The organism is Sphingomonas sp. ASY06-1R (assembly GCF_052180265.1).
Classification (GTDB): Bacteria; Pseudomonadota; Alphaproteobacteria; order Sphingomonadales; family Sphingomonadaceae; genus Sphingomonas_I.
Genome location: NZ_CP197464.1, coordinates 3,586,804 through 3,610,773 on the forward strand (window position 1 = coordinate 3,586,804; position 23,970 = coordinate 3,610,773).

23 protein-coding genes and 1 tRNA gene are annotated in these 23,970 nt (G+C 63.9%); 16 read left to right on the plus strand and 8 right to left on the minus strand.

The annotated features are described in order from the left end of the window. The first annotated feature begins 216 nt into the window (after positions 1-216). On the plus strand, positions 217-2,823 hold the full coding sequence (locus tag ACSBM8_RS16955) for a TonB-dependent receptor (RefSeq protein WP_442679165.1): 2,607 nt from the start codon (positions 217-219) through the stop codon (positions 2,821-2,823). A gap of 73 nt (positions 2,824-2,896) precedes the next feature. Here ACSBM8_RS16955 and ACSBM8_RS16960 read toward each other — a convergent pair whose 3' ends face one another. Beyond that, on the minus strand, positions 2,897-3,760 hold the full coding sequence (locus ACSBM8_RS16960; RefSeq protein ID WP_442679166.1) for a class I mannose-6-phosphate isomerase: 864 nt from the start codon (positions 3,758-3,760) through the stop codon (positions 2,897-2,899). A gap of 68 nt (positions 3,761-3,828) precedes the next feature. Between ACSBM8_RS16960 and ACSBM8_RS16965 the strand changes: the two genes are divergently transcribed. Beyond that, positions 3,829-4,551, plus strand: a complete 723-nt coding sequence (locus ACSBM8_RS16965; protein WP_442679167.1) for an extensin-like domain-containing protein — start codon at positions 3,829-3,831, stop codon at positions 4,549-4,551. A gap of 49 nt (positions 4,552-4,600) precedes the next feature. On the opposite strand, the gene ACSBM8_RS16970 is transcribed toward ACSBM8_RS16965, so the two are convergent. Both ACSBM8_RS16970 and ACSBM8_RS16975 read right to left on the minus strand, forming a co-directional pair. After that, positions 4,601-5,149: a hypothetical protein gene (locus ACSBM8_RS16970; RefSeq protein WP_442679168.1), complete on the minus strand. Its 549-nt coding sequence runs from the start codon at positions 5,147-5,149 to the stop codon at positions 4,601-4,603. Positions 5,150-5,320: 171 nt separating this feature from the next. Beyond that, the gene (locus tag ACSBM8_RS16975; protein WP_442679169.1) at positions 5,321-5,695 is read right to left on the minus strand and encodes a hypothetical protein; all 375 of its coding nucleotides are present in this window, start codon (positions 5,693-5,695) and stop codon (positions 5,321-5,323) included. Here ACSBM8_RS16975 and ACSBM8_RS16980 point away from each other — a divergent pair. The 13 genes from ACSBM8_RS16980 to ACSBM8_RS17040 all read left to right on the plus strand — a co-directional run bounded on the left by ACSBM8_RS16980 (position 5,694) and on the right by ACSBM8_RS17040 (position 18,161). Further along, positions 5,694-7,163, plus strand: a complete 1,470-nt coding sequence (locus ACSBM8_RS16980) for a S10 family peptidase (protein WP_442679170.1) — start codon at positions 5,694-5,696, stop codon at positions 7,161-7,163. The two genes, ACSBM8_RS16975 and ACSBM8_RS16980, sit on opposite strands and share 2 nt — an antisense overlap. 132 nt (positions 7,164-7,295) lie before the next feature. After that, positions 7,296-7,775, plus strand: coding sequence for an SUF system Fe-S cluster assembly regulator (locus ACSBM8_RS16985; protein WP_442679171.1), 480 nt, complete (start codon positions 7,296-7,298; stop codon positions 7,773-7,775). Further along, positions 7,775-9,238 (plus strand): Fe-S cluster assembly protein SufB, encoded by a 1,464-nt coding sequence (sufB, locus tag ACSBM8_RS16990; RefSeq protein WP_442679172.1) that lies wholly within the window; start codon positions 7,775-7,777, stop codon positions 9,236-9,238. The genes ACSBM8_RS16985 and sufB overlap by 1 nt, the downstream gene beginning before the upstream one ends. Continuing rightward, complete coding sequence (locus ACSBM8_RS16995) at positions 9,231-9,731, plus strand: endonuclease domain-containing protein (protein ID WP_442679173.1); 501 nt, start codon at positions 9,231-9,233, stop codon at positions 9,729-9,731. Before sufB ends, ACSBM8_RS16995 begins: the two co-directional genes overlap by 8 nt. Continuing rightward, positions 9,724-10,467 (plus strand): Fe-S cluster assembly ATPase SufC, encoded by a 744-nt coding sequence (gene sufC, locus ACSBM8_RS17000; protein ID WP_442679174.1) that lies wholly within the window; start codon positions 9,724-9,726, stop codon positions 10,465-10,467. Before ACSBM8_RS16995 ends, sufC begins: the two co-directional genes overlap by 8 nt. Further along, on the plus strand, positions 10,464-11,201 hold the full coding sequence (locus ACSBM8_RS17005) for a SufB/SufD family protein (RefSeq protein WP_442679175.1): 738 nt from the start codon (positions 10,464-10,466) through the stop codon (positions 11,199-11,201). The genes sufC and ACSBM8_RS17005 overlap by 4 nt, the downstream gene beginning before the upstream one ends. Positions 11,202-11,341: 140 nt before the next feature. Next, positions 11,342-12,523: a cysteine desulfurase gene (locus tag ACSBM8_RS17010; RefSeq protein ID WP_442679176.1), complete on the plus strand. Its 1,182-nt coding sequence runs from the start codon at positions 11,342-11,344 to the stop codon at positions 12,521-12,523. Further along, positions 12,520-12,984, plus strand: a complete 465-nt coding sequence (locus ACSBM8_RS17015; protein ID WP_442679177.1) for an SUF system Fe-S cluster assembly protein — start codon at positions 12,520-12,522, stop codon at positions 12,982-12,984. The genes ACSBM8_RS17010 and ACSBM8_RS17015 overlap by 4 nt, the downstream gene beginning before the upstream one ends. A gap of 100 nt (positions 12,985-13,084) precedes the next feature. Then, positions 13,085-13,438, plus strand: a complete 354-nt coding sequence (locus ACSBM8_RS17020; RefSeq protein ID WP_442679178.1) for a HesB/IscA family protein — start codon at positions 13,085-13,087, stop codon at positions 13,436-13,438. A gap of 115 nt (positions 13,439-13,553) precedes the next feature. After that, a tRNA-Thr gene (locus tag ACSBM8_RS17025) sits at positions 13,554-13,629 on the plus strand. A 127-nt stretch (positions 13,630-13,756) separates the two neighbouring features. Then, positions 13,757-14,734: a serine O-acetyltransferase EpsC gene (gene epsC, locus ACSBM8_RS17030; protein WP_442679179.1), complete on the plus strand. Its 978-nt coding sequence runs from the start codon at positions 13,757-13,759 to the stop codon at positions 14,732-14,734. Further along, positions 14,735-15,724, plus strand: coding sequence for a sulfate ABC transporter substrate-binding protein (locus ACSBM8_RS17035; protein WP_442679180.1), 990 nt, complete (start codon positions 14,735-14,737; stop codon positions 15,722-15,724). Between the two features lie 28 nt (positions 15,725-15,752). Next, entirely contained in the window at positions 15,753-18,161 is a 2,409-nt protein-coding gene (locus ACSBM8_RS17040; protein ID WP_442679181.1) for a TonB-dependent receptor plug domain-containing protein, read from the plus strand. Positions 18,162-18,204: 43 nt separating this feature from the next. Here ACSBM8_RS17040 and ACSBM8_RS17045 read toward each other — a convergent pair whose 3' ends face one another. From ACSBM8_RS17045 to rpoZ, 5 genes are all read right to left on the minus strand, one after another. Beyond that, positions 18,205-19,059, minus strand: a complete 855-nt coding sequence (locus tag ACSBM8_RS17045) for a hypothetical protein (RefSeq protein ID WP_442679182.1) — start codon at positions 19,057-19,059, stop codon at positions 18,205-18,207. Next, complete coding sequence (locus tag ACSBM8_RS17050) at positions 19,056-20,396, minus strand: lipopolysaccharide biosynthesis protein (RefSeq protein ID WP_442679183.1); 1,341 nt, start codon at positions 20,394-20,396, stop codon at positions 19,056-19,058. The genes ACSBM8_RS17045 and ACSBM8_RS17050 overlap by 4 nt, the downstream gene beginning before the upstream one ends. A gap of 66 nt (positions 20,397-20,462) precedes the next feature. Then, positions 20,463-21,215 carry a nucleoside triphosphate hydrolase gene (locus tag ACSBM8_RS17055; protein WP_442679184.1) on the minus strand — a complete coding sequence of 251 codons (753 nt, stop codon included), beginning with the start codon at positions 21,213-21,215 and terminating at the stop codon, positions 20,463-20,465. After that, on the minus strand, positions 21,212-22,120 hold the full coding sequence (locus ACSBM8_RS17060; protein WP_442679185.1) for a hypothetical protein: 909 nt from the start codon (positions 22,118-22,120) through the stop codon (positions 21,212-21,214). The genes ACSBM8_RS17055 and ACSBM8_RS17060 overlap by 4 nt, the downstream gene beginning before the upstream one ends. Before the next feature lie 226 nt (positions 22,121-22,346). Further along, positions 22,347-22,688: a DNA-directed RNA polymerase subunit omega gene (rpoZ, locus tag ACSBM8_RS17065; protein WP_442679186.1), complete on the minus strand. Its 342-nt coding sequence runs from the start codon at positions 22,686-22,688 to the stop codon at positions 22,347-22,349. A gap of 66 nt (positions 22,689-22,754) precedes the next feature. Between rpoZ and ACSBM8_RS17070 the strand changes: the two genes are divergently transcribed. Further along, positions 22,755-23,951 carry a phospholipase D-like domain-containing protein gene (locus tag ACSBM8_RS17070; RefSeq protein ID WP_442679187.1) on the plus strand — a complete coding sequence of 399 codons (1,197 nt, stop codon included), beginning with the start codon at positions 22,755-22,757 and terminating at the stop codon, positions 23,949-23,951. Positions 23,952-23,970: the final 19 nt, after the last annotated feature.

Sequence of the window (23,970 nt, forward strand, 5' to 3'; positions counted from 1 at the left end):
ATGTGAAACGGAAATGGCGTCTGGCGCATTTCGGCCAAACTTGCCCATTGCAGCACTTTGATCAGAATTATGACCGGCACATTACAATTTTGTGGATTCTGTAACACAAATGCCGAGTCGCGGTGGCGGCTCGCATCTTTGTAACAACTCTGTCGCAATCTCCCGCTAGCTGCGCCCCAACGGGATCACAGATCCTACACCAAGGGGCAATCGAACATGCGTATTTCTTCAGGCATCCGCCTGCGACTCCTGCTGGGAGGCGCATTGGCGGCCGTTATGGCATCCGCCGCCCATGCGGCGCCGGCCACGCCTGCGGCAGAGCCGGCACCGGCAGCGGACGCACCCGCCGTCGAGGGGATGCAGGGACTCGACGAAATCGTCGTGACCGCAACCAAGCGAGAGACCAATCTGCAAAAGACGCCGGTTTCCATCAGCGTCGTCGACAGCCAGCAGATCAAGGACCGCCACGTCCAGAGCCTGTACGACCTCGCCGACGGCTCGGTCCCCAGCTTGCGGGTCGCAACGTTCGAAGCGCGCCAGTCCGCGCTGACGATCGGTATTCGCGGCATCGTTCCGCTCGACGCCAACCAGCCGGCGCGCGAACAGGGTGTCGGCGTCTATATCGACGGCGTTTATCTCGGTCGCCAGCATGGCCTGAACGCGGGTCTGTTCGACGTGGAGCGCGTCGAGGTCCTCAAGGGCCCGCAGGGCACGCTGTTCGGCCGCAACACCGAAGGCGGCGCTCTGTCGATCGTCAGCAAGGCGCCGACCGGCAAGTTTGGCGGTCGGATCGAAGGCGGCATCGGCAACCTTGGTTCCTATAATGGCGGCATCCACCTCGATCTTCCGGCCGTCGCCAACTTTTCGTTCAAGGTCGACGGCGTCATCCAGCATCAGGATGCCGTCACGAAGAACCCGCTCAAGGATCAGGCCGGTTTCGGCTATTTCAATCGTAAGGGCATCCGCGGCGCCGTCCGGTGGGAGCCGATCGACGGCATCACCAATGACTTCTCGGTCGATTATGCTCGCGATGAGAATACGCCTTTCTACAGCCAGCTGCTGAACTACAATCCTGCCGGCTGCTTGAGCGGCGGCACCAATGCGGCCCCGCTGGCACTCCCCTCGGGCAGCGCCTGCACCCTGCCCGGCACCGCCTTCACCGGCACGTCGGGATCGATCAAGCCATTGCTCCCGGGTGTTGTCGTCAACGGCAACAGCCTGATGCGCGACGCGGACATCGGCGTTCCGCAGAAGAAGAGCGTCGACAAGACGCACGGCTTCACCAACAGCTTCAAGTGGAAGATCTCGCCCGAGATCGAGCTCCGCTCGATCACGGCATGGCGTGGTGTCGACGTGCAGCAGTGGGACAATTCGGGCGGCGCGCACCGCGTTCCCGTGGTCAACCTGACCGCCGCCTGCACCGCGGCCGCGCCTTGCGGCTTCAGCCGCTACAGCTTGGCCGATCTCCACCAGGACCAGTTCAGCCAGGAATTCCAGGCGGTTGGTACGGTTGGCAACATCGACTATGTCGCGGGCCTCTATTACTTCAACGAGCGCGTCAGCGACGACGCCGCGACGCCGAACTCGATGGGCGCGATCGCCACGGTCAACAACGGCGTTGTGACCGGCGCGACCTATGTCCCGATCCCGTTCTGCACCGGATCGACGCCTGCTTTCGTCGGCGAAGCGGTCAATGGCTGCTCGATCGATCGCGCCTCTGAAGTCCGCTCGCGCAGCTACGCGGCCTATGGCCAGCTGACCTGGAACGCGACCGACGCGCTGCACATCACCGCAGGCGGCCGCTACACCAAGGACAAGAAGGAAGGCATCCTTACCTACTCGCGCAACATCAACTATCAGACCAACACCGCCGCCGCGACGGCGAACGGCTACAAGCCGCTCGACAAGACCTGGAATCGCTTCAACCCGATGGTCACCGTCGCCTACGACCTGAGCGATAACGTGCACGCTTATGCCAAATATGCGACCGGATATCGCGCCGGTGGCGCCAGCTCGCGTACGTCCAACTATCAGGCGTTCAACCCTGAGGACGTGAAGAGCTACGAAGTCGGCCTGAAGACCGACTTCTGGAACCATCGCGCCCGGTTCAACCTTGCCGGCTACATCATGGACCGCAAGGACAGCCAGGTCGATCTCAGCACGATCCAGCCGACGGCCACGGGCAATTTCAACAACCTGGTCACCTTCAACGCGCCGGGCAACACCAAGATTCGCGGTATCGAAGCGGATCTGACGGTCGCCCCGATCGAGGGTCTGACGCTCAACGCCTCTTATGCCTACACCTATACCAACGTGCCGCTGGTCCCCGTGACCTATCGGGAATTCACGTCGGCCGGTGTGCCCACGGGCAACGCGACCACGGTGAACCAGAAGTTCTACATCGTGTTCACGCCGCGTAACGCTGCGAGCGGGTCGATCGATTATAAGCTGCCGCTGGGCAACAGCGACGCTTCGGTTCGTTTCCACATCGATGCCAACTATTCGCAGGCGACGCAGGCCTTCGATCAGTTCGCGACCAAGGCGGACGAATCGTTCATCGTGAACGGCCGTATCTCCTTCGCGGACGTGCAGCTGGGCAGTGGCAACCAGAAGGTCACGTTCGGCCTCTGGAGCCGCAACATGTTCAACAAGCACTATGTCTATCGTCGTGACCCGTCGAACAGCCTGCCGGCCGTCCAGACGGCGGCGGCAGCCGGTGTTCCGAACATCGTTGTGGTCGGCAACAACAGCAACATCCTGGGTGACTACGGCAACTTCAACATGCCGCGCACCTTCGGTCTCGACGCGACCGTTCACTTCTGATCGGTTGAACCAACAAAAAGGCCGCCGGGTATCTGCCCGGCGGCCTTTCTTTTTGCCTGCTGTTAGGCTGCGCTCAGCCAGCCTTCTGCCACAGCGTTCCGATCACGCCCGAATCCGGATAGGCAACCAGCATGTCGGCGTCGTCGGAGAGCGTCAGCGCCACGTCGCCCGTCACCATCCACGCGCCGCCCGCCTCCAGCGTCCCGCCATCGATCTGGCCACCGCCCGTCATCGGCACCAGCCACAAAGGCCGGCCATCGCTCTTCAGCGTGCCGCTGCCGCCACCGCTCCAGCGTTCGAGCACGAACTTGGGGCCATCGGCGAGGATGGTGCGCCCGGCGGCAATGGCATGCGCCTTGTAGGGCGCGACATAGGGGACCGGATTGCTGGACGCGACGCCGGCATCCAGATGCAGTTCGCGATCGCTGCCGTAATCGTAGAGGCGATAGGTCAGATCGACATTCTGCTGAACCTCGATGAGCGTCAGCCCCGGTCCGATCGCGTGCACGGTCCCGGCCGGCGTGTAGAAGGAATCATCCTTCTTCACCGCCTTCCAATCCAGCAGATGCTCGATGGAGCCGTCTTCCGCGGATGCCCGCAATTCTTCACGTGTCATCGGACGCAGCGTGCCGATGGCGATCGATGCATGGGCATCGGCGGCCAGTATCACCCAGGCTTCGTCCTTGCCCCGCGGATAGCCTTGCTTCTGCGCGGTCGCATCGTCGGGATGGACCTGCACCGACAGGCGGTCGCTCGTGAAGAGATATTTGATCAAAAGGGCCGGCCCGGCGATGCTGCCGTCCTGCTCCCCCGGCACTTCGAACCAGATTTCGCCGATCGGCGCGCCGCCTTCGGGCACGGGGTCGAATGCGGGCCAAAGGTCGCGTCGGCCCCATGGCTTTTCGACGCGCTTGATGGTCAGGCGAGTGGCGGGCATGTTTCGGTCTCCCGGGATTAAGTGAGCGATCAAGGAACGCCTCATGCCGTCGAACGTCGGGGAATGCGATGACGTTCCTGCGGATGATGCGGCGATTGGCGATACTGGCCTTGATCGCATCCACCGGCCTGGTGCTGATGCTCGTCTATCTGCTGCCCAGCCTCGCGCCGGAAGACCTGCCCTGGACCGCGCTCGACCTTGACGCGCCGATCGGGCGGGCCACGGCCGGCAAGATTGCGCGGCTGGAAGGAGCCGCCTGTCGCAGCCTGCTCGACCAGGCCAATATTGCCTATCGCTCTCTGCCGGCCCGCCAGCAGGGCGCGTGCGGCTTCGACGATGGCATCGTGCTGACGAAGCGAAGCGCGGCAGCCCGCTATGCGCCGGACGCGCCGGCGCTGGCCTGCCCGCTGGCAACAGCCTTGGTGCTCTGGGAAAAACGCGTCGTTCAGCCGGCCGCCGAGCAGCGCTTCCATGCGCGCGTGACCCGGATCGATCATTTCGGCACCTACGCCTGCCGGCGGATGTACGGACGCCAGACCGGGAATTGGAGCGAGCATAGCCGCGCCCGGGCGATCGATATCGCCGGCTTCGTGCTCAGCGACGGCCGCCGGATTACGGTTGCAGCCGATTGGCATCGCGACGGGCCCGCTGGACAATTTCTCCACGACGTGCGCGACGGCGCTTGCCGTCTATTCGCGACGACGCTCTCGCCCGATTACAATGCGGCCCACCGCGACCATTTCCATCTGGACGAGGCGCGCCGCGGCGGATTGTGGACGGCCTGCCGCTAAGCCGCCGCCACGGCCTGGGTATCGTGCCGACCGCCGCGCGACCTTGGTATCAATTCGGCAGCGGCTGCTCGATCTTGTCGACCCATTCCGGGAAGAAACAGGGCTGGCGGCTCGACCAGCCAGGCGCGGTCGCCGCGGCCTCGCTGATCGATTGCAGCAATATGCGTCGTTTGTCGGGGTGAAGATGCGGCAACGCCGCCGCCGCACAGAAGGCGCCGGGCAGCCAGGGGCGCACGCCGCCGCCGATCAGCCGTTCATACAGGAAGCGATAGGATGCAAAGCTGGTCAGCCGCCCCTGCCCCAGATCGAAGGCGGTGATCGTGACCAGCGGCGAGAAGAACGGCTCCATCTGATCAAGACCGCTATCGTCGGGAAGATGGTCGCGGATCTGATCGAGACGCGCATAGATGCGGGCCTGCGCCTTGATGCTCGCGGCCTCGACCACGTCGCGCGACCATAAGGCCATCGCATCATGCCGGGACAGTCCGATGTCGAGCGATCGGCGCACATAGCGCTGGGTCGCGGCTGTGAAGCCCGCAAATTCTTTCATTTCGGCCAAGGACATCGCCCCGTCGGCCGGTCTCATCTGCACGCCCATTCCGCCCTCCCACCAAAGAGAAGAACGCAGGGGTTAACGTGCCGATGCTTACCGGGCCGTTAACCCTGCGACGCTAGCTCTGGTCGTAGAGAATCACGGATCGTGTTGCGGCGCAACATGTCTTTATTGCAACAGATGACAAAATTGCGACGAGCCGCAGCGGGCGAGCCCTCAGTGCTCGCCCGCGAGCCGGGCTTCTTCCTCGGGGTCGTAGCCTGAAGAAGGCGCTGGATCCTTGCCTTTTCCGGGCTGGGTGCTGGATGGCGCGTCCGACCCTGGGAAGGTCTCGTCCAACTCCACCTCCAGCTTGCCATTCTCGTCGCTGGGATCTTTCTGCAATTCCTTGATGTCGCCTGCATCCAGCGCACGCCGCACGGCGGGCTGCTGCAGATCGTCCGGATTGTCGTGGTCTTGCGCGTCGTCCTGGTTCATTCCCCGTCTCCTCGGTTGCACAACGACGGTCGCGCCGGCCCGTTCCTGCTTGCCCCCCGTCCAGCGCTCGAACATGATGTTTGTAATCAATTCATGAGGTTTCGTCTCTCCCATGCGCCACCTGCTGCTCGCCGCCTTGTTCTTCGCCATCTCCGCACCCGCCATCGCTGCCGAGGAGAAGCCGGCGGAGAAGATCGAGCCCGCGCCTCTGCCGGCGGACAAGACCGTGCGGCAAAGCGCCGTGATCGGCGGCAAGGCGGTGGCGTATGACGTGACGGTCGGCACGATCCCGGTGGAAAATGCCAAAGGCAAGAAGATCGGCGAGGTCGTCTACACCGCCTATACCGTACCCAATCGCGGGGCGGGCCGCGCGGTCACCTTCGCCTTCAATGGCGGCCCCGGTGCCGCCTCCGCCTTCCTGAACCTCGGGGCGATCGGGCCGAAGCGCGTGCAATTCGGCGCCCAGGGGGATGCGCCGTCCGACAGCGCGGTGGCGCGCGACAATCCCAATAGCTGGCTGGATTTCACCGACCTGGTCTTCATCGATCCCATCGGCACCGGCTTCAGCCGGACGTTGGAGGAGGAAGCCGACACCAAGCGCGACTTCTACACCGCCAAGACGGACATCGAATATCTCAGCCGCGTGATCTTCGATTGGCTCAACAAGAATGGCCGGATGACGTCCCGCCACTATCTGGTGGGGGAAAGCTATGGTGGCTACCGCGTGCCACGCGTCGCTTATTATCTCCAGAGCCGGCTCGGCGTTGGCCTGAACGGCATCACCATGGTGTCGCCCTATCTGAACCCACAGGCGGTCGACAGCGACGACAACGCGCTGTCCCCGCTCCCCTACATGGTGTCGCTGCCGTCGATGGCGGCCGCGAATCTGGAACGTCAGGGCAAGCTTTCGAATGCGGCCGCGCTCGCCGAGGTTGAGGCCTATGATCGCGGTGAATTCGCGACCGATCTGTTTCGCGGGCGATCGGATCCGCAGGCGATTGAACGGCTGACGGCCAAGGTATCGGCCTATACCGGGCTGGACCCGGTACTCGTCCGCCGCAGCGAAGGCCGCATCGATATCCGCACCTATTTGCGCGAGATCCATCGCCGCGAGGGCAAGATTGGATCGGTCTACGATTCCAACGTCACCGCCTATGATCCTTTTCCCGGTTCGGCCGATCAGAAATCCAACGATCCCATCCTGGACGCGATCATCGCCCCCACCACCAGCGCCGCCGTCGATCTGATGACCAACCAGGTCGGCTGGAAGGTGAATGCGCGTTATAATCTGTTGTCCTACGACGTGAACAGCGCCTGGGATCGCGATAATAGCGATTCGCCCGTCGCCGATTTGCGCAAGGCAATCGCGAACGATCCGAAGATGCAGGTGGTGATCGCGCACGGGATGGACGATCTGTCCTGCCCCTATTTCGCCAGCCGGCTGATCATCGATCAAATGCCGAGCTTTGGCGTGACGCAGCGCGTGAACCTTAACCTCTATGCAGGTGGGCACATGTTCTACAGCCGCGGGGAAAGCGCACAGGAATTCCGGCGCGACGCCATGGCCATGTATTCGAAATAGGGCGCAGTGAAGCAGCGCCTTCGCGCAGGCGGGATGAAGCGTTGGCGGATGTAAATACACCGCGCCGACGGGTTGACCCGCAGCGTATGAGGGACCATTTGCAATCGGACTGAATCACTCCGATTAGAGACCATGCGCCTTTCGAATCTCGCTGATTATGCTGTCGTGATGCTCGCCGCCGCCGTGCGCAGCGATGGCGTGCGGCTGAGCGCGACATGCCTGGCCGAGCAGACCGGCGTGCCCTTGCCGACCGCGCAAAAACTGGTTGGCCGGCTGGCGGCAGCGGGCCTGATCGTGTCGTCACGCGGAACCGGTGGCGGTTTCCGCCTGGCGCGGGATCCGTCCGACATCAGCCTGGCCGATATCGTCGAGGCGGTCGAAGGCAAGATTGCGATGACGACCTGCGTCGATCATGGGCGGCATGATTGCGCGGTGGAGAAGACCTGCCAAGTGAAACCCCATTGGAATGCCGTGAACGATGCGATGCGCGGTGCGCTGGCGGGCGTCAGCCTGGCATCGCTTTCGAAATTCCCCGGTGAAACGCCGGATCGTGCACCGGCCATTAGTCATGCCGATTCCGGGTTTCGCCGGGAAACCGAGGAACGCGTATAATGGCCACCCGCAATGCCGAGGCCTATGCGGCCATCGAGAAGACCTATGAATGGGGCTTCACCAGCGACATCGAACAGGAATTCGCCCCCAAGGGGCTGAATGAAGACATCGTCCGCTTCATCTCGGCCAAGAAGGGCGAGCCGGAATGGATGCTGGATTACCGACTCAAGGCCTATCGCCACTGGCTGACGATGGAGACGCCGGACTGGGCCAAGCTCAACATCCCGCCGATCGATTATCAGGACGCTTATTATTATGCGGCGCCCAAGGAGAAGCCGAAGCTCGGTAGCCTGGACGAGGTCGATCCCGAAATCCTGCGTGTCTACGAAAAGCTCGGTATCCCGATCGAGGAGCAGAAGATGCTCGCCGGCGTCGAGGGCAGCCGCAAGATCGCGGTCGATGCCGTGTTCGACAGCGTCTCGGTCGCGACCACCTTCCGCGCCGAGCTGGAACGCGCGGGCGTCATCTTCCGCTCGATCAGCGAGGCGCTCAAGGAATTCCCCGATCTGGTGCGCAAATGGCTCGGCAAGGTCGTGCCGATCCATGACAATTATTTCGCGGCGTTGAACGCGGCGGTCTTCTCTGACGGCACCTTCGTCTACATTCCGGAAGGCGTGCGCTGCCCGATGGAATTGAGCACCTATTTCCGCATCAATGCCGCAAATACCGGCCAGTTCGAGCGCACGTTGATCGTCGCCGACAAGGGCAGCTACGTCTCCTATCTGGAGGGCTGCACCGCGCCGATGCGCGACGAGAACCAGCTTCACGCTGCCGTGGTCGAACTGATCGCGCTCGACGATGCCGAGATCAAATATTCGACCGTCCAGAATTGGTATCCGGGCGACGCCAACGGCCTTGGTGGCATCTACAATTTCGTGACCAAGCGCGCGCTCTGCCAGGGCCGCAACAGCAAGGTCAGTTGGACCCAGGTCGAGACCGGCAGCGCGGTCACCTGGAAATATCCGAGTTGCGTGCTGGCGGGCGAGAATAGCGTCGGCGAATTCTATTCGGTCGCGGTCACCAACAATTACCAGCAGGCCGATACCGGCACCAAGATGATCCACCTCGGCAAGGGGTCGCGCTCGACGATCGTGTCGAAGGGTATTTCGGCGGGCAAATCGGACAACACCTATCGCGGCCTCGTCCGCGTCGGCCCGACCGCGGAGAATGTGCGCAACTTCACCCAGTGCGACAGCCTTCTGCTCGGTTCTGACTGCGGCGCGCACACCGTCCCCTATATCGAGGTGCGCAACCCGACCGCGCAGATCGAGCATGAAGCGACGACGTCGAAGATCAGCGACGACCAGCTCTTCTACGCCATGTCGCGCGGGCTGGATCAGGAAGCGGCGGTCGCCCTAATCGTCAACGGCTTCGCCAAGGAAGTCCTGCAGCAGCTCCCGATGGAATTCGCGGTCGAGGCGCAGAAGCTGCTGGGAATCAGCCTGGAGGGGTCCGTTGGCTGATCTCACCTTTCGCGACGAAGCGCGACGCCTGAACTCCCCTCCCCTTCAGGGGAGGGGCCGGGGGTGGGGCCTATCCGCTGGGCGCATCGATGTGTTGCAGGATCGTGCCGCAGAAATGCGCCGCAATCCCACCGAGCCGGAAAAGCGGCTTTGGCGCGCGTTGAGCAATGGGCAGTTGGGCGGTTACAAATTCAGGCGTCAGGCAGTGATCGGCGACTATATTGCCGACTTTGCGTGTCCTAGCGCCCGCTTCATAGTCGAGGTCGATGGCGAGACTCACTGTGATCCCGAGGTGGATGCACGACGCGATGCCGCGCTTGCTTCGCGTGGCTATGCCATCATCCACGTTACCAATGCCGACGTGATGGGGAATGTCGAAGGCGTGCTGCAGGCGTTGCTCGCCGCCATTCCGGCACGCCCAGCGGAGAGGCCCCACCCCAACCCCTCCCCTGAAGGGGAGGGGCTTTTACCGGTCGAGACCAACAATGCTTAACATCCAAAACCTCCACGCCGAAATCGACGGCAAGGCGATCCTCAAGGGATTGTCCCTCTCGCTCAATGCCGGCGAAATCCATGCGATCATGGGGCCGAACGGCGCGGGCAAGTCGACGCTGGGCTATGTCCTTGCCGGGCGGCCGGGCTATGAGGTCACCGCGGGATCGGTGTCGTTCCAGGACGCCGACCTGCTCGACATGGCGCCGCACGCACGTGCCGCTGCCGGCCTGTTCCTGGGCTTCCAATATCCCGTCGAAATCCCCGGCGTGTCCAACCTGCAATTCCTGCGCGAGGCGCTCAACGCGCAGCGCCGGTCGCGCGGGGAGGAGCCTTTGTCGGGCGGCGATTTCATCAAGCGCGCGCGGGCGCAGGCCGATGCGCTCGGGCTCGATCCGGAGATGCTGAAGCGCCCGGTCAATGTCGGCTTCTCCGGCGGCGAGAAGAAGCGCGCCGAGATGGTGCAGATGGGGATCATCGACCCCAAGCTCGCCATCCTCGACGAGACCGATAGCGGGCTCGACATCGATGCACTGCGCAGCGTCGGCGCGGGCATCAACACGATCATGCGCAAGCCCGATCGCGCGGTCTTGCTGATCACCCATTATCAGCGGCTGCTGGATTATGTGCAGCCGGACTTCGTCCACGTCCTGGCCGGCGGGCGCATCGTCCGATCCGGCGGCCCGGAGCTGGCCCACCAGCTCGAGGCCGAGGGCTATGCGGACATTGCGGCGTGACATCGCTGCCGACCAAGCGCGATGAAGCCTGGCGCTATAGCGATCTCCAGGCGCTCGAGCGGATCTGGCCGGTGCCGGTGCCGGACAAGATCATCGTGCCGGCAGGCGACAGCCAGCGCGTCAGCCTGGTACAGGATGCCGCAGCCGGCCAGGTCGTGGTGCGCGATTTCACGATCGACGTTGGCGTCGGCGCTTCGTTCGCAATGCAATTGGTCAATAGCGGCGGCACGCTCGGCCGGGTCGCGATCGACGTGACCCTGTATGAAGGGGCGTCGTTCGATCTGGACGCGGCGATGATCGCCGGGACGGACCAGACCCTGGAGCTGGTCACGACCGTCCGCCACTTCGAAGCGAACGCCACCAGCCGCCAGACGGTGCGGGGCATTGCCGGCGGCAGGGGCACGATCTCCTATCTCGGCAAGGTCGCGGTCTCCCGCGACGCGCAGAAAACGGACTCGGTCCAGTCGGTGAAGGGCATGCTGCTCGATCGCACCGCGACCGTGAATGCCAAGCCCGAACTGGAAATCTATGCCGACGACGTGAAGTGCGCGCACGGCGCCACCGTTGGCGAACTCGACGCGCAGGCTTTATTCTACCTCGCCAGCCGCGGCCTGCCGCCGGCCGAGGCAAAGGCCTTGTTGCTGCGGGCCTTTGTCAGCGGCCTGTTCGATGGCGCGCAGGACGAGGCCCGCTTCGCGGCAGCGATCGATGCGGCACTGGAGCGCGTGTTATGAGCGGGGTGAACATCACAAAGCCCCTCCCCTTCAGGGGAGGGGTTGGGGTGGGGCCTATCCTCGCAGCGAACGGCCCGGCGGGCGGGCCCCACCCCCTAACCCCCTCCCCTGAAGGGGCGGGGGAATCAGCTCCGCTCGACTTGGTCGCCGACTTTCCGGCAATACCGGCCGGCTGGGCCTATCTGGATACGGCGGCGACCGCGCAGAAGCCGCAGCCGGTGATCGATGCGATCGCGCGGGCCTATGGCGAAACCTACGCCACCGTGCATCGCGGCGTCTATCAGCGCTCCGCCGACATGACCCTGGCCTATGAGGCCGCGCGCGAGCGGGTGGCGTCCTTCCTGCATGCCGGCTCCGCCAATGAGATCGTGTTCGTGCGCGGCGCGACCGAAGCGATCAATCTTGTCGCGGCGAGCTGGGGCGATACGCACCTCAAGGCCGGCGACCGCATCCTGCTGAGCCAGCTGGAGCATCATTCCAACATCGTGCCCTGGCAGTTGCTGCGCGATCGGCGCGGTATCGAAATCGACGTCGCGCCGCTGACGCAGGATGGCCAGATCGATCTCGACGCGGTCGAAGCCATGCTGACGCCTCAGCATAAGCTGGTCGCGCTGGCGCATGTCTCGAACGTGCTCGGCTCGACGCTGGATGTGCGCCGTGCCGCCGATCTGGCCCATGGCGTCGGCGCGAAATTGCTGGTCGATGGTTGCCAGGCGGTGCCGCGCATGACCGTCGACGTCGCTGCTTTGGATTGCGACTTCTACGTTTTCTCCGGCCATAAGCTGTATGGCCCGACCGGCATTGGCTGCCTGTGGGCGCGGCCCGAATTGCTGGAGGCGATGCCGCCCTGGCAGGGTGGCGGATCGATGATCGACAAGGTCTCGTTCGCGCGTACCACCTATGCCCCGCCGCCGACCCGGTTCGAGGCGGGCACGCCTCATATTGTCGGCGCGCTCGGGCTGCATGCCGCGATCGATTATGTCGAGAGCATCGGGCTGGACGCGATCCATGCGCACGAGACGGCATTGGTGCGGCAAACCCGCGCGGCGCTGCGCGATCTCAACAGCGTCACCCTGTTCGGCCCGGAAGATTCGGCCGGAATCGTCAGCTTCGCGGTCGAGGGGGTTCATCCCCACGATGTCGGCACCATATTGGACGAGGCGCAGGTCGCGATCCGCGCCGGCCACCATTGCGCGCAGCCGCTAATGGAGGTGTTGGGCGTGCCGGCGACAGCGCGGGCAAGCTTCGGCGTCTATAACGGCCCGGCCGATGTGGACGCGCTGGTCAAAGGTATCGAGCGGGTAAGGCGTATCTTCGGATGAATGAGGAACGGAAGATCGAGATCGAGGAACTGAGCGAGGCGCCCCCCGCCCCGCCCAAGGCGCGCGTCGACGATGTCGAAGACGAGGCCGCACGCCCGCGGGATTATCTGGCGGGTTTCCTGCAACCGTCGCCCGCCGTCACGCCGGGCGAAGTCGGTGGCGATCTGTACGAGCGCGTGATCGATGCGCTGAAAGAGATTTACGACCCGGAAATCCCGGTCAACATCTACGATCTCGGCCTGATCTACGGGGTCGATATCAGCGACGATGCGCACGTGACGGTCACGATGACGCTGACGACGCCAAACTGCCCGGTCGCGGAATCGATGCCGGGCGAGATCGAATTGCGGGTCGGATCGGTGCCCGGCGTCGGCCTGGCCGACGTCAACCTTGTCTGGGATCCCCCATGGGACCCGCAGAAGATGTCCGACGAGGCCAAGCTCGAATTGGGGATGCTGTGATGGTGATCCCGAACAGCGTTCGTCCTGAGCGTAGTCGAAGGACGCATCCGGCCGTTTGCCCCACGTGCTTCGACTTCGCTCAGCACGAACGGAGGTTTGTATGAGCACGACACTGCGTCAACGCCCCGCTGCGCTCACGCTGACGCCCTCCGCCGAGGCGCGCATCGCGCACCTGATGGCGCAGGCGCCCGACGGCACGATCGGGGTGAAGCTGTCGACGCCACGGCGTGGCTGCTCGGGGCTGGCCTATTCGGTCGATTATGTGGCGAGCGCCAGCCCGCTGGATGAGAAAGTGGCGACGCCGGGTGGCGACCTCTATGTCGACGGCGCCAGCCTGCTTTATCTGATCGGCAGCACAATGAACTGGGTCGAGGACGATTTCTCGGCTGGCTTCGTATTCGCCAATCCGAACGCAAAAGGCAGTTGCGGATGCGGCGAGAGCTTCACCGTCTAGCATCCTGCGCGATTGCCCGGCGCCCGCGTGCGGTCCCGGCCAACAACAGGCATCCGCGCGTTACGCACAGATACTAGCATTTTCGCGCCGGCTGACGCATGGGGCGAAGCGGCATGCCGGCCTAGCTCAGATGGTAGAGCAACCGCCTTGTAAGCGGTAGGTCGTCGGTTCGATTCCGACGGCCGGCACCACCTTTCACGGCCGGTCGCCCCCGCTGGAAATACGCTCCCCATCTATTCCCTAGTCGCCTGATAGGAATTATTTCTTTGCCCGCTCGGTTGGCCGGCTAAGAAACGCCCAATGACAAGGGCTCCCGACATGGCTGATCTCTCTGCGCTGCCCCCCGGCAGCTATTGGAATATCGACGAAATCGCCGCGGGGCTGCGCGCGGCGCGCCAGCGCTGGCGCGATGCCCATCGCCGCAACGCCGAACATGGTGCCGTGGGCTTCCCCTCCCGCCACGATCTGGACAAGATCATGGCCGCCCTGTGCGGTGCCCTCTTCCCGCTGCGGCTCGGGCCCAGCTTTGTCCGTCTGGAAAATGAGGATGCGTTCGTTGCGCAGACGCTGCAGACCGCGCTGGCCCGCATCTATGGTCAGATCCGGCTGGAGTTGGGCTATTCGCTGCCCGACGCCAGCGCAGAGAAAATCGATGCGGATGCGGCCTTCATCATCGGACAGTTTGCGGCCGCTTTGCCCTCCCTGCGCGAATTGCTCGACAGCGACGTCGAAGCCGCCTTTGCCGGCGATCCGGCCGCGCTGAGCGTCGACGAAGTGCTGATCTGCTACCCCTGCGTGCTGGCGATCATCCACCATCGGCTCGCGCATCTTCTCCACCGTCTCGGCGCGCCATTGGTGGCACGGATCATCGCCGAGATCGCCAATTCCAAGACCGGCATCGACATTCACCCGGGCGCCCAGATCGGCCGGAGCTTCTTCATCGATCACGGTACCGGCGTCGTCATCGGCGAGACGGCCGTGATCGGCGAACGCGTCCGCCTGTATCAGGCGGTGACGCTGGGCGCGCGCGGCTTTCCCGTGGACGATGAAGGCGTGATCCAGCGCGGTCTGCCCCGCCACCCGATCATCGAGGATGGCGTGGTTATCTATGCCGGCGCGACCTTGCTGGGTCGTATCACCGTCGGTCGCAATTCGATCATCGGCGGGAATGTCTGGCTCACCGAAAGCGTGCCGCCGGACAGCTATGTCGATCAGGCGCGGGCGCGCCGTTTCGCCGCCGGGCGCGATCTGGCGGACGCGGAAGACGGCAAGGTTCAATCCATCAGGGGGCATTGAGTGCGTAGCATATTGGCCGCCATGCTGGCGATCGTCGCGGCAGTGTCGCCGGCGGCCGCCGTGACACTCCTCAATGTCAGCTACGATCCCACGCGCGAACTCTATCAGCAGATCGATCCGCTGTTCGCGCGCGCGTGGAAAGCGAAGACCGGGCAGGATGTGTCGATCAAGCAATCGCATGGCGGATCGGGCGCGCAGGCGCGATCCGTGATCGATGGCAGTCCGGCCGACGTGGTCACGCTGGCGCTTGCGAACGACATCGATCAGATCGCGGACAAGGGTCTGATCGCGCCCGACTGGCAAAAGCGCCTGCCGCTCAACGCGACGCCTTATTATTCCACGATCGTCTTCCTCGTCCGCGCCGGCAATCCCCGGCAAATCCGCGACTGGAACGACCTGGTGAAACCGGGCGTCGGGGTCATCACGCCCAATCCCAAGACGGGTGGCGCGCCGCGTTGGACCTATCTCGCCGCGTGGGGCTATGCCAGCAAGACTTATGGCCAGGACAAAGCACGCGAATTTGTGCGGCGTCTGTACAAGAATGTGCTGGTGCTGGATTCCGGCGCCCGCGGATCGGCGACGACCTTCATCCAGCGCGGCCAGGGCGATGTCCTGCTGACGTGGGAGAATGAAGCGCTGCTCGCGGTCAAACAGGCGCCCCGCGGCGCGTACCAGATCGTCTATCCGTCCTTGTCGATCCTCGCCGAGCCGCCGGTTGCGGTGGTGGATCGCAACGTCGCCGCGCATGGCACCAGGGCGGTCGCCGAAGCCTATCTGCGCTTCCTCTACACGCCGGCCGCGCAGGACGTTGTGGCCCGCAATTTCTATCGGCCGCGCAATGCGGCGGTCGCGCGGAAATATGCCGGCCAGTTCCCCAATCTGAAATTGTTCACCGTCGACAAGAATTTCGGCGGTTGGCGTCGCGTTCAGAAGGCGCATTTCACCGATGGCGGCGTTTACGATCAAATCGTCGCACAAAATAATCGGTAGGCAAACTGCCGGAACTAAAGGGATTATCATGGCAATTCGCTCCGCGCTCTACGGCCTGGCCGTATCCACCTTGGCTGTCGCGCAGGCCGGCATGGCGTTCGCCCAGGCGCCTGACGCAGGCGCGGCGCAGCAGGGCACAGCCGATCCCGGCGAGGAGATCGTGGTCACGGGTACACGTACCGCCGGACGATCCCGGCTGGATACGGCGTCACCGGTGGACGTGCTGAGCAATGCCGCACTGAGCCGCCAGGGCACGACCGAACTGGGTGCATCGCTCGCCGCGATCGCCCCTTCGATCGATTTCCCGCGCCCTTCCGCGGTCGACGGGACCGACGCGATCCGCCCGGCCACGCTGCGGGGTCTCTCGCCCGATCAGACGCTGGTGCTGATAAACGGGGTGCGCGCGCACACATCCGCGCTGCTCAACATCAACGGATCGGTGGGACGGGGTGCCGCCGCGGTCGACCTCAACACCGTGCCCACGGTGGCGCTCGACACGATCGAAGTGCTGCGGGATGGCGCGTCGGCGCAATATGGCTCGGACGCGATCGCCGGCGTGATCAATCTGCGGCTGCGGCAGGCCCGCTCGGGCGGTGCCGCCAGCGTGACCTATGGCTTTTACGATACCGATGTGAACACGGCGCGCGGCGATCGCCACGTGTCCGGCGAACATACGCTGACGGCGTCTGCCTGGCAGGGCTTCGGCTTCGGCAGCGATGGCTATGTCACCGTGTCGGGCGAATATCTCGATCGGCGGCCGACCAACCGCGCCGATTATGATCCGCGGGTCACGCCCACCCAGATAACCGGCCGCTTCGGCGATCCGAAGACACGCCAATATACCGGCTGGATCAACGCCGGATCGTCGATCACGGACAATCTCCAGCTCTACGGCTGGCTGGGCTATCAGGAGCGCAGCAGCGAGAGCGCCGCTTTCCCGCGATTGGCCAGCGCAGCCACGGCCGTCAGCGGCATCTACCCCAACGGCTTCCTTCCGCTGATCCATACGAATTCGCGCGATCTCAACAGTGCGATCGGCATCAAGGGCACGCTCGGCGACTGGAATGTCGATGCGAACATCAGCTACGGCCGCAATCGCATCGCGTACGAGACGCGGAATTCGGCCAACTACGCTTACGGCAACGCCTCCCCGACCGAGTTCAAGGACGGGACGATGGTGTACGACCAGCTCGTCGCCGGGATCGACGTATCCCGCAAATATGATGTGTTCCAATCGCTGAATGTCGCCTTCGGTGTCGAGGGGCGCCGCGAGGGCTATAAGATCACGCCGGGCGAGCGCGCCTCCTACGGCTATCCGGAGGGCGCGGACCCGACCAAGGTCGGCGCGCCCGGAGCGCAGGGCTTTGGCGGCTTCTCCCCGCTCAATGCGATCGAGAAGCATCGCGAAAATGGCAGCGCCTATGTCGATCTGGAAGCACAGGTTAACAGCAAATTCCTGGTCGGCCTGGCCGGGCGCGTCGAGGATTATTCGGACTTCGGCTGGACCGGCAACGGCAAGCTCTCCCTCCGCTACGACGTCACGCCGTGGTTCGCCCTGCGCGGCACCGCGTCCACCGGCTTCCGCGCGCCGGCGCTGCAGCAGCAATATTTCACCTCGGTGGCGTCGGTCGTCGTCAACGGAACGCCGATCCTGACCGGCACCTATCCTTCCACCGCACCGGTCGCGAGCGCGCTGGGCGGAAAGGCACTGGATCCGGAAAAATCCACCAACCTGTCGCTCGGCACGGTCATCCGTGCGGGCAGCTTCGATCTGACCGTGGACGCGTACCGCATCCACATCCGCAATCAGCTGGGTTTGTCGGAGAATATCCAGGCGTCATTCAGCCCGCAGGTCGCGGCTTTGCTCGCGCCGTTCAATGTCTCGGCGGCGCGCTTCTTCATCAACGGCATCGCTTCCACCACCAAGGGCGTCGACGTGGTCGCGCATTATCGGCTGCGCAGCGTCAGCGTCGGCACGTTCGATTTCACCGCCGCCGGCAATATCAACGACAGCGACGTGACCAAGGTGCCGACCTCGATCTCGTCGCTCAATCCGGCGCCGACTCTCTTCGCCCGCAGTCGCATCCTGACGCTGGAGGATGGCACGCCCGGCACGAAGGTGACCGGCACGATCGATTGGGCGTTGAACGATTTCGGCGCGACCGCGCGGGTGACCTATTACGGGAACGTCAACCAGCCAGGCACCACCGCAGCCGCCGATGTCTTCACCGGACGGCGCGCCATTGCCGATCTGGAATTGCGGTATCAGCCCAAGAAGGGCGTCCAGCTCGCCATCGGTGGCAGCAATTTGTTTGATACCTATCCGCGCAAATATCCGGCCGCACTCAATTCGACCGGCGTGCTCGGCTTCCCCTTCTATTCGCCGTTCGGCTTCAACGGCCGCTATCTCTACGCACGGGCCGGCCTCAGCTGGTAAGGACCTAGACGCAGCCGGGTGCTACACGCCCGGCTGCATTGGGCTAGGCGCGAGAAGCGTCGTAACGTGCCACCAAATCCGCCAGCCGCCGGCGAATCTCGTCGGGCAAGGCCATGGGCGCGCGATGATAATCGAATGTCCCGGCAACGCGCTGCTCGACCAGCAGGTCGTGCAGGCTGCCCATCAGGCCGTTGATCGCTGCCAGCGCGCGGGACATCTTGTACGCCTCGTCTCCGCCCGTGATCGTCAAAATGGTCACATAGAAAGCGGACTGGCGGCTGATGATCTTACGGGTGGCGTGGAATTGCGCGCCGGTGACTGTTTCGCGCGCCAGCACCCCGCGCAGCTGGTCGATCTGCGCGAGAATGTAGCTGCGAAACTGACCCGTCGTGGCGGGCGTCCACTGGTCTACTTCCCGCTCGATGATCCGATAGACCGGACCGGAAAGCAGCAGGCGGCACAGTAGCGCATCGCGCCAGACTTTGCCGCGCTGCCCGTTCTTGAAGCCGTCCTGCAAATGCCCCAGCGCGACGGTCAGCCAATCCAGCACGCGCGGATAGCGATGATCGTCGCGAAACAGCGCGCAGGCGAAACGCAGATGCTTGAACTTCGCGCGGGCATATTTGAACGTCAGCCGGTCCGCTGCCGACAGGTCGCGATCGCGCTGTAGCGTGTCGATCAGCGTCACCAGCCCCGCGCGCCGCACACCTTCCTTCCACCATTGCCGGCACAGATAATAGCCGTCCGCCAGCAGCGATGCGTCGAAGTCGAGCGTGATGCGCTCGGGCAATTCGGTATGCGCATCGACGACATCGTCGATCAGCACCGCCTCGAACAGCGCCTCGCACTGCGCCGCGGTGAAGCGTCGCCCGTTCGGGGAAGCGGGGCTGCCGGTCAAAGCTCGGCCACGTCGGGATGGGGATGCTGGCGATAGCGCGCGCGATTGCGATAGCTCGACAGCGTCGGGATCAGCATGAACAATCCGGTCAGGATCGTCCCGATCAGGAAGGCGATACCGGCCCCGATCAACCCCAGCGCGTGGGTCAGGGCGTAAAGCAGGCCGAGATAGACGACCGCAGACGCCGTCTGCGCCGCCAGCGCGGTACGCTGCCGATCGACCATGTACAGCAGGGATTCGAGCGGGAAGGCCGCGGTCGACACCACCAGCGACCAGGTCATGATCTGGAGCAGATCGAACGCCTCCAGATATTTCTTGCCGAAGATGAAGCCGATCACCGGCTTGCCGCCGACGATCACCAGCAGGACCAGCCCGATGCCGATGCAGGCGGACAGCGCACTCACGCGCAGCCCCAGCCGCCATGGCTTCTTGCTGGCCGGATCCAGGCGCATGATCTCCGGGTAGAAGCCGCGACTGAGCAGATCGGCGGGCTTGCTGGTCGAATCCATCAGCGTGCTGGCGATCTTGTACAGGCCTGCCGCGACCGGCCCCAGCACGGTAGCGACGACAAGATTGCTGAGGGGGCCCCACGCCGAATAGATCGAATGCGCGATATTGGTCGTCCAGACGAAGCTCCACGCCTTGGGCAATCGGCGCGCCGTCGCGAACAGGCCGGGTCGGAAGGCATCGATCATGTCGCGCCGCTTCAATTCGCGCGCCGCCAGGAACCACAGGAACAGATCGCCGGCCAGATCGGCGACATACCAGGTGACGACGAAACCGGCGAAACCGAGATGCGCGAAATAGGCGATGACCGCGCCGATCGCGCGCACGATCGGTGTCACGACCTGCTGCCCACCGATCAGGTCGAACCGATCCAGCAGCCGCAACACGCCGACGGCGGTTGCGGCCGACATGGTCGGCACCAGCGTGCAATAGGCAAAGGCGAGGATCAGATTCTCGCCTTCGATGCCAAGCCGCCGCGCCAGGAATGGCAAAGCGATCATCGCCAGCGCCATGCCGACGAGCCCGCTCGCAATATCCAGCCCGAACGCGAAGCGGATCGTGTCGCGCGTGAAGCGGGTATCGCCCCGCAGCAACGCCGGGGCGCCATAGCGCACGATGAACTGCCAGGTCTGGAACTTCACCAATGCGCCGGCGCCCGTCGCATAAGTGTGGACGATCATCAGGATGCCGAACACGGCCGGCGTCAGCCCGTGGCCGGCGCAGGCCAGCGAAATCAGCCCCAGCAGGGCGCCGGCGAGCTTCCCCGACCCGAGATAGCCCGCATTACGGATAACGGAGCGGAATACGCCGTCGGCAAACCAACGCTTCATGGGCGACGAAATCGATAGGCGCGCAGCGGCATGGCGGCGGCCTGTAGCATCCAGATTGCGATTACGTCAGGCCCGTTTGGTCGCAAGCGTAGCGGCGATGGCGCGTTTCGCCTGATCCAACACAAGCTCCAGCGGTTGCGCGGAATCGATATCGACGACTGGCGCCCCTCCGAAATGGAGCTGCCGCACGTCCGATATCTTCGTCTTGAGCGAGGAAGGGCGATGGTCCGGCTTGCGCGCGATCGCCGTATCGAAATCGACGTTCAACCGGATCACCAGATCGGGTTTGTGGCGAACCATCCAATCATATTGACGGCGCTCCCGCCGGGCCAGCGCGCGGATCAACCAGTTGCCACCTGCCGAGGATGCAAGCCCCAGCCCGTCCATCGGACCCGGAATTTCCACCTGCGGAAATCGATCCGTCAGCACCGCGATGCCGCGCTGCCGGACGTTTAGCATATGCCGGAAGCGCCGTACCCGACGCATCGAGAAGAGATAGATGATGAGCGCGGTCAGCGTACCGGGGCCCTTCGGCGCCTGGGCCTTGTCCGCTTTCTTGCGAATCGTCTTTTCGAAGCGACCGCCTATCACCGGCCAGCGCGCAATGGCCCGGCCGATATTGCCCGTCTGCTTGCCAAGGTGGCAAAGCTCCGTCGGCCTGCTTTCCTGCATCCAGGCAAGCAGATTGGCGCCGACCGTGGACTTACCGGAGCCGTCCGACCCGACCAACGCGATCAGGGGACCTGGTTTCCGATCGCGTGGTGCGCCCGCCGGTATGGTCACTGCATTGTCCATCGTCAGCACGCCGTCACGGGTCACGCAGCAACCCGGAAGTCATCCCGATGCGTCAGGATCGGCTCGACCCGCGCGAAGGCTTCGCGCCGCACGCTGTCATAGCCCCCGCGTGCATCGAGATCGACGATGCGCGCGCCATGGAAACTCAGCAGCGGCGTCACGCGAACCTTTTCGCGTAGCAAATCGGGCTTGTGATCGGGCTTGCGCGTCAGAGCCGTTTCCGCATCGACGTTCAGACGGAGCACGACATCGGGCAGGAAGCTCGCCATCCATTCGTAAATGTGGCGCTCCACCCGGGCCAGCAAGGCCACCACCGGGCTTCCCGCCCGCGCAGCGGCCAGCCCCGGCCCATCGTAAAAGCCGGCAATCTCGGTCTGCGGATATCGATCCGTGATCACCGTTACGCCTTTACGGCGCAAGGCGAGAACGCGTTGGAAGCGATGTAGACGGATCAGCGAAAAGCCGAAGACCACAAGGGCCGTCGGGAGGCCTGGGATGGTCTTTCCCTTGCTGCGCGTCTGCTTCGCCTTCCGGGCCAGCGCATGTTCGATCGGGGCTCCGATCAGCGGCCATTGCCGGATCCGATTGCCCAATTCGCCCGATCCCAGCCCCAGATAGCAAACTTCTGTGGGAATTTCGGCCGCCAGCGTGGCGCGCATATCGGCCGACAAGGTCGACTTTCCCGATCCGTCGCAGCCGACGATCGCGATCAGGGGCGCCAGCTTCGGCGGATGATCCCGCTCGCCCTCCAGCCGATCCACACTCGTCAGCCCGACGATGAGGAGGAAGGCCGGCACGGCCATGTCCAGCTCGACCAGTGACTGGGCGGCGTGGAAGACCACCATCAGGATGGCCAGGACAAGCGCGACGAGGGAGACAGCGTGGAGGAGTCTCAGGCGTGTGCGCAACGGGATCAGATGCTGCTGCATTACGGCTAAATAAGTGAGTGTCCCGAAATTGTAACACCTCCGAAAGTATAGTTGAATCGGCTCACCGCATCTGCGCGAGTTGCACCCCGACTGTGGCTCTTGCGCAACTTTCCTCTGGGCAGCTTGGCGCGCGGATGCGCGTCGCCGACGTCTCGGCTCAAAACAAAAATAAGGGCCCGATCTCCGCAGAGATCGAGCCCCAAAACCCTATCGAAAGGCGGACGGCTTATTCGTAATCGGCGCCCAGATTTTGCGTGCGCGGCGGCGCGGCAGCGGTCAGGCGCAGCGCCTCGGCCGAAGCAGACAGCGAGCCGATCGCATCCGGTGCGTCTTCCTCGTCAACCTGAACCCGCTGCAGATTCTGCACGACCGCTTCGGTCAGCTCGCCGGGGACGACGGTTTCTTCCGCAATCTCGCGCAAGGCGACGACCGGATTCTTGTCGCGATCGCGATCGATCGTGAGTTCGGCTCCGCCGGAGATTTGCCGAGCACGCTGGGCTGCGAGCAGCACCAGATCGAACCGGTTGGAAATTTTGTCGACGCAATCTTCGACGGTAACGCGCGCCATTTTGAACGCTCCGCTTGACCAAGCATTTTGGTGGTGTCTGGAAGGTCGGCGAAATAGGACGGGTGGGTGCAAGAGTCAACGAATCCGTCAAACGCGCCGCGCACGGCCCCCACGGGCACGCCGGAGGCGCCGAAACATTTCACGGTCGACGGCAATCGGCTGACGCTGCTGGTGTCGGGATCGGTACGATTGGAAGCGCTGATCGGGCTGATCGACGGGGCCAAGCGGACGCTGCGCCTGCTTTATTATATCTATACCGATGACGAGACCGGCCGGCTGGTCCGTGCCGCAATGGAACGCGCGCTGGCGCGCGGCGTCCGCGTCTCGTTGATTGTGGACGGCTTCGGCAGCTCCGCGCGGCCGGAATTCTTCAAACCGCTCAAGGCGCTGGGCGCGGACGTCTGCCATTTCCTCCCGCGTTATGGCCGCCGGTACCTGCTGCGCAATCATCAGAAGCTGGCCTTGGCCGACGAAAGCCACGCCATTGTCGGCGGCTTCAACGTCGAAGATGATTATTTCGATGAGGTCAAAGGCTGGCGCGATCTCGGCATCTGCGTCGAAGGCCCGACGGCGCAGCGGCTGGCGGGCTATTTCGATGCCCTCGCCAAATGGACGCATCAGCCCAAGGCCAAGCTGCGTGACCTGCGTCAGGCGCTCGGCCGCTGGAGCAATCCCAAGGGCGGCAAGACCAGCTGGCTGCTCGGCGGCCCGACACGGCGGTTGAGCCCCTGGGTGCGCACCTTGCGCGCGGATGTCGGTCGAAGCCGGCGGCTGGATCTGATTGCCGCCTATTTCGCGCCGACGCCGCGCATGATGCGCGCGATCGAACGCGTCCCCCGGCGGGGTGGCCAGGCGCGGGTCATCACACCATCGAAGACCGATCATGATGTGGCGATCGCGGCGGCCCGCCACACCTATCACCGCTTATTGTCGCGCGGCGTCCGCGTGTTCGAATATCAGCCGCTGAAGCTGCATACGAAATTGTTCGTGATCGACGATGTCGTCCACATCGGCTCCGCCAATTTCGACGTGCGAAGCCTGTTCCTGAACCTGGAGATCATGCTGCGGATCGAAGACAAGGACTTTGCCGATCATATGCGCGGCTATTTCGAAGGCGAAGTGGCCTGCTCGCGCGAGATCAAGGCGGAGGAACATGAAAAAGCGGGCTTCCTCACCCGCCTGCGCTGGGCCGCCGCTTATTATCTGATGGCCGTCGTCGACGCGAGCGTCACCCGCAGGCTCAATTTCGGCATCAATCAATAAAGCGGGCGTTCCGCGCCGT